This is a genomic window from Actinomadura sp. KC345, assembly GCF_004348515.1.
Taxonomy (GTDB): domain Bacteria; phylum Actinomycetota; class Actinomycetes; order Streptosporangiales; family Streptosporangiaceae; genus Spirillospora.
Map to the genome: position 1 here is coordinate 1 of NZ_SMKH01000220.1, position 13,804 is coordinate 13,804.

General features: G+C 74.1%; 10 protein-coding genes. 5 read left to right on the plus strand and 5 right to left on the minus strand.

Features of this window, described 5'->3' with window-relative positions; genetic code table 11:
- Nucleotides 1–208 (plus strand): ATP-binding protein (locus E1281_RS28625; RefSeq protein ID WP_131882824.1); only part of this gene is annotated, 208 nt, incomplete at its 5' end.
- Between the two features lie 12 nt (nt 209–220).
- Here E1281_RS28625 and E1281_RS28630 read toward each other — a convergent pair.
- The gene (locus E1281_RS28630) at nt 221–2,002 is read right to left on the minus strand and encodes an NAD+ synthase (RefSeq protein WP_131882825.1); all 1,782 of its coding nucleotides are present in this window, start codon (nt 2,000–2,002) and stop codon (nt 221–223) included.
- A gap of 55 nt (nt 2,003–2,057) precedes the next feature.
- A complete protein-coding gene (locus tag E1281_RS28635) occupies nt 2,058–3,089 on the minus strand; it encodes a terpene synthase family protein (protein ID WP_243717509.1) in 1,032 nt (343 codons plus the stop codon).
- 132 nt (nt 3,090–3,221) lie between these two features.
- Between E1281_RS28635 and E1281_RS42695 the strand changes: the two genes are divergently transcribed.
- The 3 genes from E1281_RS42695 (at nt 3,222) to E1281_RS28650 (ending at nt 7,990) form a co-directional block, all read left to right on the plus strand.
- Nucleotides 3,222–3,353, plus strand: coding sequence for a hypothetical protein (locus tag E1281_RS42695; RefSeq protein ID WP_279433660.1), 132 nt, complete (start codon nt 3,222–3,224; stop codon nt 3,351–3,353).
- A 154-nt stretch (nt 3,354–3,507) separates the two neighbouring features.
- The gene (locus E1281_RS28645; RefSeq protein ID WP_131882826.1) at nt 3,508–4,869 is read left to right on the plus strand and encodes a glutamine synthetase family protein; all 1,362 of its coding nucleotides are present in this window, start codon (nt 3,508–3,510) and stop codon (nt 4,867–4,869) included.
- A gap of 76 nt (nt 4,870–4,945) precedes the next feature.
- Complete coding sequence (locus E1281_RS28650) at nt 4,946–7,990, plus strand: bifunctional [glutamine synthetase] adenylyltransferase/[glutamine synthetase]-adenylyl-L-tyrosine phosphorylase (RefSeq protein ID WP_243717511.1); 3,045 nt, start codon at nt 4,946–4,948, stop codon at nt 7,988–7,990.
- 61 nt (nt 7,991–8,051) lie between these two features.
- Here the strand turns inward: E1281_RS28650 and E1281_RS28655 are convergent, their stop codons facing one another.
- The gene (locus tag E1281_RS28655; protein ID WP_243717513.1) at nt 8,052–8,960 is read right to left on the minus strand and encodes a phosphatase PAP2 family protein; all 909 of its coding nucleotides are present in this window, start codon (nt 8,958–8,960) and stop codon (nt 8,052–8,054) included.
- A gap of 361 nt (nt 8,961–9,321) precedes the next feature.
- Here E1281_RS28655 and E1281_RS28660 point away from each other — a divergent pair, with 361 nt between their 5' ends.
- Nucleotides 9,322–10,785 (plus strand): alpha/beta hydrolase, encoded by a 1,464-nt coding sequence (locus E1281_RS28660; RefSeq protein WP_207943548.1) that lies wholly within the window; start codon nt 9,322–9,324, stop codon nt 10,783–10,785.
- 147 nt (nt 10,786–10,932) lie between these two features.
- Here the strand turns inward: E1281_RS28660 and E1281_RS28665 are convergent, their stop codons facing one another.
- The gene (locus tag E1281_RS28665) at nt 10,933–13,068 is read right to left on the minus strand and encodes an SNF2-related protein (RefSeq protein WP_131882829.1); all 2,136 of its coding nucleotides are present in this window, start codon (nt 13,066–13,068) and stop codon (nt 10,933–10,935) included.
- Between the two features lie 92 nt (nt 13,069–13,160).
- Nucleotides 13,161–13,804 (minus strand): AraC family transcriptional regulator (locus tag E1281_RS28670; RefSeq protein WP_131882830.1); only part of this gene is annotated, 644 nt, incomplete at its 5' end.

The following is a 13,804-nucleotide window of genomic DNA, read 5'->3' on the forward strand; positions in this document are numbered from 1 at the left end:
CCTCCGCCGCGCCGAGGACGACGACGAGAACGGCCGCGGCCTCCTGGTCGTCAGCCAGCTCGCGCACCGCTGGGGCACCCGCCGCACCGCGGCCGGCAAGGTCGTCTGGTGCGAGCAGCTCGTCCCCGGCGTCGATCCCGACGCCTTCGAGCACGTCTCCGGCTGGCCGGAGGAGTCCTGGCCCGGCGAGAACCACCACCGCGAGTAGGGGGCGGCCGGGTCACCGCTCCCGCCAGCGGTTGGTGATGGGGAGGCGGCGGTCCCGGCCGAAGTTCTTCGGGGTGATCTTGGGGCCGGGCGGGTACTGGCGGCGCTTGTACTCGGCGATGTCGACCATGCGGACGACGCGGTCGACGAGCGCGGGGTCGTGGCCCGCCGCGACCAGGGCGTCGCGGCCCATGTCGCGCTCGACGTAGTCGGTCAGCACGGGGTCGAGGACGGTGTACTCGGGCAGGCTGTCGACGTCGCGCTGGCCGGGGCGCAGCTCGGCGGACGGCTCCTTCGCGATGATCGCCTCCGGGACGGGCTCCTCGGCGAAGGGGTGCAGGAACGGCAGGCGGGCGCCGGTCTGCGCGTTGCGCCAGCGGGCCAGGTCCCACACGGTGAGCTTGAAGACGTCCTTGATGGGGGCGAAGCCGCCCGCGGAGTCGCCGTACAGGGTCGAGTAGCCGGTGGCGAGCTCGCTCTTGTTGCCGCCGGTCAGGACGAGGTGGCCGTGCTCGTTGGACAGGCCCATCCAGATGTTGGCGCGGATGCGGGCCTGGAGGTTCTCGGCGGCGAGGCCGTGCAGGTCGAGCTGCTCCTCGAACGCCTCGACCATGCCGGCGATGGGGACGATGCGGGAGTGGACGCCCTGCCGCTTGACGAGCTCCTCGGCGTCGGTCACCGACCCCTCGGAGGAGTGGCGGCTCGGCAGCAGGACGGCGTGCACGTTCTCCGGGCCGATGGCGTCCGAGGCGATGGTGGCGACCAGGGCCGAGTCGATGCCGCCGGACAGGCCGAGGACGACGGAGCGGAACCCGTTCTTGCGGACGTAGTCGCGGGTGCCGAGGACGAGCGCCGCGTACACCTCGGCGAGGTCGTCCAGCGGCTCGGCGACGGCCGGCGCGCCGGCCTGGTAGGCGGGCAGGGGAGCGGAGGACAGGACGTGCCGGTCGATGGTGATCGTGGTGCCGTCCCGGGCGTCCACCCGCGCGCCGTCCGGCCCGCCGGACGCGGCGGCGGGCAGTTCGAGGTCGGTGACGAGGAGGTGCTCGGCGAACTGCGGGCCGCGGGCGAGGGGCATCCCGTCGGCGCCGACGATGACCGAGTCGCCGTCGAAGACCAGCTCGTCCTGGCCGCCGACCATGTTGACGTAGGCGAGGGCGCAGCCGGCCTCGCGGGCGCGGCGGGCGCACAGGTCGAGGCGGACGTCGTCCTTGTCGCGCTCGTACGGCGAGGCGTTGATCGAGAGCAGCAGGCCGGCGCCCGACGCGCCGGTGACGGCGACGGGACCGCCGTCCTGCCAGAGGTCCTCGCAGACGACGGTGGCGACGTCGACGCCGTGGACGCGGACGACGGGCAGCCGGTCGCCCCGCACGAAGATCCGGTACTCGTCGAAGACGCCGTAGTTGGGCAGGTGGTGCTTGGCCGAGCGCACCAGGACCTCGCCGCCGTGCAGCCAGGCGGCGCCGTCGAGCGGCGCCCCGGCGGGCTGCCCGGCCCGGGAGCTCCCCTCCGCCCGGCGGTCGAGGTAGCCGGTGACGACGGGCAGGTCGCCGAGGCCCTCGTCGGCGAGCCTGCGGGCGAGGCGGTCCAGGGCCCGCCGGGACGCCTCGACGAAGGACGCGCGCAGCGCGAGGTCCTCCACCGGGTACCCGGTGAGCATCATCTCGGGGAAGGCGACCAGGTGCGCGTCCGCGGCGGCGGCGCGCCGGGCCCAGTCGACGATCCTGTCGGCGTTGCCGTCGAGGTCGCCGACGGTCGAGTTCACCTGCGCGAGCGCGATCCTGAGCTGTGCCACGCCCCCCAGAATAGACCCGCAACTCTCGTCAGCGTGACGAAAAGCCGCCCTCCGGTCAGCGGAGGGACGCCAGGGCGTCCAGGCGCAGGGGGGCGGCGGGTGCCGCCCGCTCGTAGCGGCCGGACTCGGCGAGCCAGTCCAGGTGGGCGCGCGGCGTGTCCAGCAGCGCCTTGACGACCTGCGCGGCGGCGGCGCGCTGCGCGACGGTGAGCTCCAGCCTGTCGAGCATCTCCGGGAGCCTGCGCGCCGCCGTCCAGGCGTCCTCGATCCGGTCCGCGATCCGGTCGGCGACCGCGGCGGCGGCCCGCGCCGGGTCCAGCCGGTGCGCGTGCGCGAGGACGGCGGGCAGGTCGTGGACGTCGCCGCGGGCCGCCTCCAGGTCGTGCGAGGCGAGATCGTTGGACCAGGCCACGATGTCGGCGACGCTGTCGGCGAGGGTCTTCCAGCGCGGCGTCCGCAGCAGCCGGGCCGGCAGCTCGACGCCGAGGACGGGCTCGACGAGGTCGTACAGGAACGGCCCGCAGGCCCGGCGGCGCAGCGGCGCGTACTCCGCCTCCGTCGGGACGTGCCGGATGCGCCGGTTGACCGACTCCTCCGCGCAGCCGTCCCGGTGCGCCTCCAGGTGCAGCATGAACCGGCGGCGCCAGTCGCGGCTCATGTTCCTGGACGTGGTGTGCCACAGCTCCACCAGCGCGGCCTCCAGGGGCCGGGCCCCGGGTCGCGCGTGGCCGCGCCGCATCGCGCGCAGCAGGTCGTCGTAGAGCCCGTGCACGGCGCTGCCGCTGTCGGCGAGCGGCGGGTGGTCCATCGTGTCGTCCAGCGCGAGCGTCCAGGTCAGCCAGCGCGCGAACAGGTCCACGGCCTCCAGGTCGGCGTCGGGGAAGACGCGGGCGGCGAGCCGCTCGCAGCGGGCCCGGCCGAGCGGCGAGGTGTCCGGGTCTCCGAGCACCAGGCCGCGGCCGCGCGCCCAGGTCTCCACCTGCGCGCACAGCTGCCACGACTCCGGGTGCATGGCCGACGGCGTGGCCAGCGCGGGCACCCGGTCGGTCATCGAGAGAAGAAGTGAGATGTCCACGTCCCGGCCCACGTTAATGATCATCGCGTGCGGGGAGCGTGATCGCCACGTCAATTTTCGGGAAACGGATATGCGAGGCCGGTCACGGGCGTCCCGTCCCCTTTCCTCCCCGGCGCGCAGGAGGCGGCCGATCGGGTGGTATTCATGGACGGCGGCGCGGTCGTCGAGGAGGGCCCGCCGCAGCGGGCGATCGCCGACCCGGCGCACGATTGGACCAGGGCGTTCCCGTCCCGCGTCCTCGATCCGGCCGCCGCGCGGGTCGGGGAGGGCGAGTAGTCGGATATCTTCCGGTCAGCGGGAATGGTCCGGACGTAACGTCGCGGTAACAGCGGCGGGGCATACTGCAACGTAGCCGGACCTGCGACCGCGGCCGGCATGCGTCGTCCGGTCCCGGGTCGCGGGCAGGGCAGCAGCACCGAGGGAGAAGGCTTTGGACCGTCAGCAGGAATTCGTGCTCCGCACGCTGGAGGAGCGCGACATCCGCTTCATCCGGCTGTGGTTCACCGACGTGCTCGGGTTCCTGAAGTCCGTGGCCGTCGCCCCCGCCGAGCTGGAGGGCGCCTTCAGCGAGGGCATCGGGTTCGACGGGTCGGCGATCGAGGGGTTCGCCCGGGTGTACGAGGCCGACATGATCGCCAAGCCGGACCCGTCCACGTTCCAGGTGCTGCCCTGGCGGTCGGAGTCCCCGGGCGTGGGCCGCATGTTCTGCGACATCCTCATGCCGGACGGGACGCCGAGCTTCGCCGACCCGCGCTACGTCCTCAAGCGGGCGCTGGCACGGGCCGCCGACCTCGGCTTCACCTTCTACACCCACCCCGAGGTCGAGTTCTACCTCCTCAACGACAAGCCGGAGGACGGGAGCGAGCCCGAGCCCGCGGACGCCGCCGGCTACTTCGACCACACCCCGCACAGCGCCGCGCACGACTTCCGCCGCAACGCGATCATGATGCTGGAGGCGATGGGCATCTCGGTGGAGTACAGCCACCATGAGGGCGGTCCCGGCCAGCAGGAGATCGACCTCCGGTACGCCGACGCGCTCACCACCGCCGACAACATCATGACGTTCCGGCTGGTGATGAAGGAGGTCGCGCTGGAGCAGGGCGTGAACGCGTCCTTCATGCCGAAGCCGTTCACCGAGCACCCGGGCTCGGGCATGCACACCCACATGTCGCTGTTCGAGGGCGACCGCAACGCCTTCTACGAGCCGGGCGCGGAGTTCAAGCTGTCCAAGGTCGGCCGGGCGTTCATCGCCGGGCTGCTGCGGCATTCTGCCGAGATCACCGCGGTCTGCAACCAGTGGGTCAACTCCTACAAGCGGCTGTGGGGCAACGTCGGCTCCGCGGCCGGCGCCGGGGGAGAGGCACCGTCCTACATCTGCTGGGGCCACAACAACCGGTCCGCGCTGGTCCGCGTCCCGATGTACAAGCCGCACAAGGGCCACTCGACCCGCATCGAGTTCCGGTCGCTGGACACGGCCGCGAACCCCTACCTGGCGTTCGCGGCGATCCTCGGCGCCGGGCTCAAGGGCATCGAGGAGGGCTACGAACTGCCGCCGGGCGCGGAGGACGACGTGTGGGCGCTCACCGTCGCCGAGCGGCGCGCCCTCGGCATCGAGCCGCTCCCGCAGGACCTGGACGACGCGATCCACGCGATGGAGCGCAGCGAGCTGATGGCCGACGTCCTCGGCGAGCACGTGTTCGACTTCTTCCTGCGCAACAAGCGCCAGGAATGGGAGGACTACCGCCGCCAGGTCACCGAATTCGAGCGAAAGCGCCTGCTAGCCGTCCTCTGACCGTCCTCCAGCCCCCACCCGCCGCCTTTCGACGGACGAGCTCCGCTCGAAGCCCCACCGGATTACGGTGGACCTCGTGACCGAGTCCTGGACTCCCGAACGCCGTCCCTCCCTCGCCGGGCGCCTGGCGAGGCTCGGCTTCACCGACGCCGCCCGCGCCGAGCGGCGTCTGCTGGAGGCGGAGCGGGAGACCGGCGCCCGGCCCGGCGGCGACCTGCTCGACGCCCTCGGCGGCACCGCCTACCCCGACCTCGCGCTGGACGGGCTGCTGCGCGTCCTGGCGTCCGCCGGTGAGCGCGGCGCCGGGGAGCTGCTGGAGGCCCTGCGGGACGAACCCGGCACGCGGGAGCGGCTCACCGCCGTCCTCGGCGTGAGCGCCGCGCTCGGCGACCATCTGGCCCGGCACCCGGACCATTGGCGGGTCCTGCGCGACGGCGGCCGGGAGGCCCTTCCCGCGCGCCCCCGCGACGACCTGCTGGCCGCCGTCGGCGCGGACCCGGCAGCCGCGGAGCCGGTGGCGTCCGGCCACGGCCCCGGGACCCTCGTCGCGCTGCGCGTCGCGTACCGGCGGCGGCTTCTCGCCCTGGCGGGACGCGACCTGATCGGCGTGGTGGACGTCGCCGACGTCGCCGCCGAACTGGCCGACCTCGCCGCCGCCGCGCTGGAGGCGGGCCTCGCCGTCGGCCGCGCCGAGGTCCCCGAGCACGGGACGTGCCGGCTCGCCGTCATCGGCATGGGCAAGTGCGGGGGGCGCGAGCTGAACTACGTCAGCGACGTCGACGTGATCTTCGTGGCCGAGGCGCGCAGCGCCGGTGAGCGGGGCGAGGGCGAGGACGCGGCCCTGCGCGCCGCGACCCGGCTGGCGTCGGCGATGATGCGGGCCTGCTCGTCCAGCACCGAGGAGGGCTCGCTCTGGGAGGTGGACGCGGCGCTGCGTCCCGAGGGCAAGGCGGGGCCGCTCGTCCGGACCCTCGCCAGCCACCGCGCCTACTACGAGCGCTGGGCCAAGACCTGGGAGTTCCAGGCCCTGCTGAAGGCCCGTCCCGTCGCGGGCGACGCGGACCTCGGCGCCCGCTACCTCGGCACCGTCGCCCCGATCGTGTGGAAGGCCGCCGAGGGGGAGAGCTTCGTCGAGGACGTCCAGGCCATGCGGCGCCGCGTCGAGGCCGACCTGAACCAGCGCACCGCCGACTCCGAACGCCAGCTCAAGCTCGGCCCCGGCGGGCTGCGGGACGTGGAGTTCCCGGTGCAGCTGCTCCAGCTCGTCCACGGCCGGGCCGACGCGGCGCTGCGCAGCCCGACCACCCTGGAGGCCCTCGCCGACCTGTCGCGGGGCGGCTACGTCGGGCGCGACGACGCGGCGGCGCTGGCCTCGGCGTACCGGTTCCTGCGGCGGGTGGAGCACCTCGTCCAGCTCCACCGGCTGCGGCGCACCCATCTCGTTCCCGGCGACACGGACGGGTTGCGCCGCCTCGGCCGGGCCCTCGGCCTGCGCACCGACCCCGTCGGCGAGTTCACCGCGCTGTGGCGGCGGCACGCCCGCGAGGTCCGCCGCATCCACGAGAAGCTGTTCTACCGGCCGCTGCTGCGGGCCGTGGCGCGGCTGCCGGGGGAGGAGGCGCGGCTCACCGCCGAGGCGGCCCGCACCCGGCTGGAGGCCCTCGGCTACGCCGACCCGGCGGGCGCGCTCCGGCACATCGAGGCGCTGACCTCCGGCGTCTCGCGGCGCGCGGCGATCCAGCGGACGCTGCTGCCGGTCATGCTCGGCTGGTTCGCCGACGCGCCCGACCCGGACGCGGGCCTGCTCGGCTTCCGCCAGGTCAGCGACGCCCTCGGCACCACCCCCTGGTACCTGCGGCTGCTGCGCGACGAGGTGACCGTCGCCGAGCGGATGGCCTGGCTGCTCGGCTCCAGCCGCTACGCCACCGACCTGCTGCTGCGCGCCCCCGAGGCGGTCGCGATGCTCGGCGCCGACGCCGACCTCGCCCCGCGCTTCTTCGAGGCGCTCCGCTCGGAGGCCCTCGCGGCCGTCCGGCGGCACACCGAGGACGGCGGCGCCGCGTCGCCGGAGGAGGCGGTCGGGGCGGTCCGCGGGCTGCGGCGGCGCGAGCTGTTCCGGGTGTCGGTCGCCGACCTGCTCGGCATGGCGGACGTCCGGGCGGTGGGGGAGGCCCTCACCGGCATCGCCGTCGTCACCGTCGAGGCCGCGCTCAGCGCCGCCGTCAACAAGATCGAGACCGAGTCGCGGGAGCCGCTGCCGACCCGGATGGCCGTCGTCGCGATGGGCCGGTTCGGCGGGCACGAACTCGGCTACGGCAGCGACGCCGACGTGATGTTCGTCCACGAGCCGCTGCCCCGCGCCGACGAGCGGGCCGCCGGGCGCGCCGCGCACGCCGTCGCCGAGGAGCTGCGCCGCCTCCTCGCGCTGCCCGCCTCCGACCCGCCGCTGGAGATCGACCCGAACCTGCGCCCGGAGGGCCGCCAGGGGCCGCTGGTCCGCACGCTGGCGTCCTACGCCGCCTACTACGCCCGCTGGTCGGAGCCGTGGGAGGCGCAGGCCCTCCTGCGCGCGGACCCGCTGATCGGCGACGCGGGGCTGCGCGAGCGGTTCCGGGCCCTGATCGACCCGGTCCGCTGGCCGGAGGGCGGCATCGACGAGGACGCCGTCCGGCAGATCCGGCGGCTGAAGGCCAGGATGGAGTCCGAGCGGCTTCCGCGCGGCGTCGAGCGGCGGCTGCACACCAAGCTCGGGCCCGGCGGCCTCGCCGACGTCGAATGGGTCGCGCAGCTCCTCCAGCTCCGGCACGCGCACGAGGTCCCCGGACTGCGCACCACCCGCACCCTGGACACGCTGGACGCGGCGGTCGAGGCGCGGCTCCTGGACGCCGGGGACGCCGCCGTCCTCACCGAGGCGTGGTGCCTGGCGACCCGCATCCGGGGCTCGGTCATGCTGGTGCGGGGCCGCGCGTCCGACCTGCTCCCGACCGACCACCACAGGGAGCGCAGCGCCGTCACCCGCGTCCTCGGCTACCCGGGGACGGGCGACCTCCTGGAGGACTACCGCCGCCACACCCGCCGCGCCCGCGCCGTCGTCGAGCGCGTCTTCTACGGAGCCGACTGACCCTGCGCGTCCGTACGGCCGTGCGGGCCGGTCAGGAGCGGGCCGGTCAGGAGCGGGCCGGTCAGGAGCGGGTGGGGCACCTGCTGCCGGCGGAGCCCGTTCCGGAGCCGCTCGTGCCGCCCCTGCGCCGGGCGAGGTCGGCGGAGATGCGGGCCCGCGCGACGATGAGCGGCCTCGGGCACCGGATGTAGAGCACCCACGACACCCAGATCGCTCCGCTGACCAGCGCGATCCCGGCCACGGCGTCCAGCACGTAGTGGTTGGCGGTGGACAGGATCACCACGACGGTCGTCGCGGGATAGAGGGCGGCGACGGCCTTGACCCACTTCTGGGCGGCCAGCTTGAACACGATGGCCCCGCACCAGAGGGCCCATCCGGCGTGCATCGACGGCATCGCCGCGTACTGGTTGGTGAGCGTCCCCGAGGCGTCGCTGGCGTACAGGCCGAGCGAGTGCAGCGCGGTCACCGGGTCGACGAAGCCCTCGCTGTGCAGGAACCTCGGCGGCGCCAGCGGATACAGCCAGAACCCGATCAGCGCCACGCCGGTCGCCATCATGATCGACGTGCGGAGCCACCGGTAGTGGTGCGGCCGGTAGCGGTACAGCCAGACGACGACGCCGAGCGTCACGATGAAGTGCATCGTGGCGTAGAAGACGTTGGCGGTGCGCGCCAGCCAGGGCACCGACAGCAGCGTCTGGTTGAGGTAGAGCTCGATGTCCATCCCCAGGCCGCGCTCCACGCGGAGGATCTCGTCGGCGTTCGCGAACGCGGTCTCCGTGCCGTCCTGAACCAGGACGATGCGCGTCAGCGTATAGCCGGTGTAGAAAAGCACGACCATCAGAAGCTCTCGCCACACAGGAGGCGCGGTGAGCGCCCGGCGCCGCAGCGCCGCGGCCTTCTGACGCCGCTCGCCCTGCCGGGCCTCGGGGGCCTGGTCCCGGCGGGCTGCTGGGGGGGCGGTTTGAGCCATGGTACCTATCTTCGCCGCGCGGCTCCTGGCTGTGATCACCGCGGCGAATGGTCTTCATCTCAGACTTGAGTAGTACGACCCTGATGCGGTATCCGGACTTTCGGGGGATCGGCGTCGGGGACGCGTCCCCCTCCGCTCCTTCCCCCGGCGGAGCCTATGTAGTTGATCGAGAGTCAGCATAGGAGCAGCTGGGTACCTCATGATCGCCCCCCGTGAAATGAACGGGGGACGAATGACCCGAGACAGGGCGAAACCAGGCACCGTGCTGGTAAGTGCCGGCACGCTGGCCGTTTCCGGACTGACCGCCGGCCTGGGCGGGACACCCATACACCATGCGGAGGCGAGCGCAACCCGCGCGGGGATGAAACCGGCCCGCGCGGGGACGAGCGCCGCCCGCGCGGCCGTCCGGCCACCGGACTGGAAACGCTGCACCGGGCTCCCGGAGCCGCTTCCGGGTACCGAGCCGCCGAAGTCCGGCCTCCGGTGCGCGACCCTGAAGGTACCGCTCGACTACACCCGGCCGTCCGGCAGGACGATCGACATCGCGCTGATCAAGGTGCCGGCGACCGGCCCGGGGCGCCGCATCGGCTCACTGCTGTTCAACTTCGGCGGACCGGGCGGGGACGGCGTCGGCACGCTCGCCCAGGTCGCCGGGCAGTACGCCGAACTCGGCACCCGCTACGACCTCGTCGGCTTCGACCCCCGCGGCGTCGGCCGCAGCACACCCGTGACCTGCGTCGGCGACCGGCTCATGGACGAGATCGCCGCCCGGGACGACAGCCCCGACACCGCCGCCGAGGAGAAGGCCTACATCGACGGCCGCGCCGCCTTCGTGGAACAGTGCGCGGCCCGCTCCGGCGAACTCCTGCCCCATGTCGGCACGCTTAACGCCGCCCGCGACATGGAGATGATCCGCATCGTGCTGGGCGACGAGAAACTGCGCTACTTCGGGATCTCGTACGGCACCTGGCTCGGCGGCGCCTACGCGCACCAGTTCCCCGACCGCGTCGGCCGCGCGGTCCTGGACGCCGCCGTCGACACCGGGCTCGGCGGCGCGGACCTCGCGCTCCAGCAGGCCGCCGCGTTCGAGCGGGCCCTGCACGGCTTCGCCGCCGCCTGCGCACGCCTCGGCACGAAGCACTGCCCCTTCGGTACGGACGCCCCGTCCGTCGTGGCCTCCATCAAGCGGCTCCTGGAGGACCTCGACCAGGACCCGCTGCCCACATCCGGCGGACGCAGGCTCACCCAGAGCCTGGGGACGACCGGCGTGGCCGCCGCCCTCTACTCCAGGGACGCCTGGCCGTACCTCGCGCAGGGCCTCGCCGACGCGGCCAAGCGCCGCGACGGCTCCCTGCTGCTCATGCTCGCCGACGTCCAGAACGGCCGCGAGGAGGACGGGACCTACAGCAACCTCTCCGCCGCCAACACCGCCATCACCTGCGCGGACGGCACCGGCCGCTACACCGGGGCCGACGTCCGGCGGCTCCTGCCGAGGTTCCGCGACGCCTCGCCGGTCTTCGGGACGTCCATGGCTTGGAGCCTCCTCCAGTGCACCGGCTGGCCGGTGAAGGGCGAGGACGCGGCACGGGAGGTGTCCGCCCCGTCCGCCGCGCCGATCCTGGTCGTCGGCAACACCGGCGACCCGGCCACCCCCTACGCGTGGGCGCCCGCCCTGACGAGGGAACTCGGCGGCCGCGCGACGCTCCTCACGCTCCGGGGCGAGGGCCACGGCGCCTACGACACCGGCGACCCCTGCGTCCGCAAGACCGTGGACGCCTACCTCCTCCACGGCGTCGTCCCCGCCACGGACGCGACCTGCGGCTAGACGACCTGGTCCACCTTCATCGGCTCGCGGAGAGCATTGCCGACCGTGCGGTACCTCTCGTGCACGCGCATCCCCTTCGATCGTCCGGTCTCCGTCGCCGGGAACACGGCCCCGGCGGTGTTCTTCCCGGCGGGCGGGGTTCGGCCCTTAGGCGCCGAGCCGCTCCTGCTCCTCCGCGATGATCTGCCGGGCGAGGGCCTGTTCGGAGATGTCGGTCGCGTCCGGGGTCTGCTCGGCCAGGTCGCTGCGCCGGGCGTACCGGTCGAACAGGCTGGTCTTCGTGCGCAGGATCTGCAGCATCCGCTCGTCCACGCTGCCGGGAGTCAGCAGCCGGTGCACCTGGACCGTCCGCACCTGGCCCATGCGGTGGGCGCGGGCCACCGCCTGCGTCTCCATGGTCGGCTTCACCTGCGGCTCGCACAGGATGACGACCGAGGCCGCCTGGAGGTTGAGGCCGACGCCGCCCGCCTGGATCTGGGCCAGCAGGACCGCGTGCCCGGGGGCGGCGGTGAAGCCGTCCACCACCTCCTGGCGCCGGGCCGGCGGGACGTCTCCCGAGATCGGGCCGTGGACGTCCGGGCCGAGCGCGTCCCGGACGGCTGCCAGCACGCTCCGGAAGTAGGAGAAGACGACGACCTTCAGCCCGTTCGCCTCCGCCTCCTCCGCCAGTTCCAGCAGCCGGCCGAGCTTGGCGGACTTCTCCGGGACCGCGTACGCGGCGCGGCGCATCGCCATGAAGTTGCCGTCCTCCACCGCCCGCCGGTAGGCCGCCCGGTCCGCCGTGCTGAACTCCTCCAGTTCGTCCACGTGGACGACCTCGGGCAGTTCCACGAGGACGTCCTGCTGGTTGCGGCGCAGGTAGACGGGAGCGACCGCCGACCGGAACGCCCGCGCGCCCAGCGCGGCGTCGCCGGGGCTGACCTGCCTGGCCACCTCGGGCCGCAGGTGCGCGACGAGGTTGCGGAACTCCTCGACGCGGTTCTCCATCGGGGTGCCGGTGAGGAACAGGACCCGGTCCACCCGGCGGCACCACGACGCGACGGCCTTCGCGCGCCGCGTCTCGTGGTTCTTGGCGTAGTGGGCCTCGTCCACCACGAACATCGCGACCTCGACGTCGAGCGGGACGTCCACCGCGGGCAGCGTCGCGAAGGTCGTGACGCCGATGCCGCCGCCGGCGACGAACCCGGCCAGGGCCTCGTCCCTCCCGGGGCCGTGCAGCGGATGCACGGGGAGCGTGCTGCGCGCCTCGATCTCGCGGACCCAGTTGATCAGGACGCTCGCCGGGCACGCCACCATGAAGTGCGTGGCGCCCTCGGCGCGCAGGTGCGCGATCGCCGCGATCGCCTGGATCGTCTTCCCGAGGCCCATCTCGTCCCCGATGATCACGCGTCCCTGGACGAGGGCGAACCGCGCCCCGAACGACTGGTAGCCGCGCAGCGACACCCGCCGGTGCGTGTCGTCGAGCGGCTGCGCCTTGACGCGCGCGGCCAGGTCGTCCGGCAGGAACCCTTCGGCCGCCTCGCGCTCGGGTCCGAGGGCGGCCAGCTCCGCGAGCAGCGTCTGGTAGTCGGAGGCGCGCAGCTCGAAGTCGATCCACGCCTCGTCCGGCGAGACGTGGGGCCGCAGCAGGTCCACCGACGCCTGCGACATCAGCAGCGCGGTGCCCCGCTCCTCCTCGGTCCGGAGGGCGCCGGCCAGCTCGCCGACCGCCTCCCGTGCCCGCTCCCGCCGCGAGGGCCGCGCGAAGGCCTTCCGCCACCACGACCCGGCGGGCCTCGCGTCGTGCACCAGCGGGCCGAACCGCTCGTCCACCGCCTTGGCCGCCGCGGCCGCCTTCGGCAGCTCCGACCCCGCGTTCACCAGCCGGTGCAGCGCGACCACCGTCGGCGTCATCGCCTCGTCGCGCCGATCGACGTCGATCCGCACCGGTACCGACCGCTCGGCCGCCTCGGCCAGGCCGGCCGCCGCCGCGTGAAGCTGCTGCGCGGTCTGCGGCCCGATGCCCGGAAGCAGCTGGAGCCGGTACGGGGTGGCGTCCAGGACGTCCGCGACGCTCGTGAACCCCGCCTCCTCCAGCGGCCCGAGCCGCAGCCGCCCGTCGGTGACGTCCTTCAGCCGGGCGACCGGAACCGAACCGAGCCGCTCCCGCCCCGCCTCCGCCCGCAGCGGCGCCAGTGCCCCCTGCACGTCCGCCACGGCCTGCCGGTGATCGGCCAGGAGGTCGCGCGCGGCCCCCAGCAGCGACCGCCCGTCCCGCACGACCTCCTTGGCCCCGTCCGCCATTGCGCTCCCAACCCGCGTACCCGGCCCACATGATGCCTGCCGGCCCGGCCCGCCGCGATCCCCCGGGAGGGCGGCGCGGCGTACCGGTCCACTCATCTAGGACGGTGAGCGAGAGGCTCGGGTTGCCGGCGGAATCTCCCGGGGGCGGTGCCGAAGTGGCGTTTGAACGCGTTGGCGAAGGCGAACTCCGAGGTGTAGCCGACGCGGGAGGCCACGGCGGCGATGGAGGCGGACGGGTCGCGGAGCAGTTCCGTGGCGACGGTCATGCGCCACCAGGTCAGGTATGCCAGCGGCGGCCTGCCGGTGAGGGCGCCGAAGCGGCGGGAGAACGTCGCCCGGGACAGCCGCGCGCGGTCGGCCAGTTCCTGCACCGTCCAGGGATGGCCCGGGGCGTCGTGGACGGCGTTCAGGGCGGTGCGGACGGCGGGGTCGGCGAGCGCCGCGGCCCATCCCGTGGCCGTCTCGCCGCCGGAGTGCTCCTCGAACCAGGCCCGCAGGACGTACAGGATCACCATGTCGAGCACGACGGGCTTGAGCGCGTCCGCGCCCAGGCGGTGGCCGTCGAGCTCCGCGCCGAGGATCTCCACCGCGGCCTGCAGCCCCCGGCCGCGGTCCAGGCGCGCGGGCATGCGGATCGTCCCGGGCAGCTCGCGCAGCAGCGGGTGCGTCCAGCCGGGGGCGAGCTCGTAACCGCCGCAGAGGGTGACCGTGTGGGGTTCGCGGGCCGCCGCCTCCC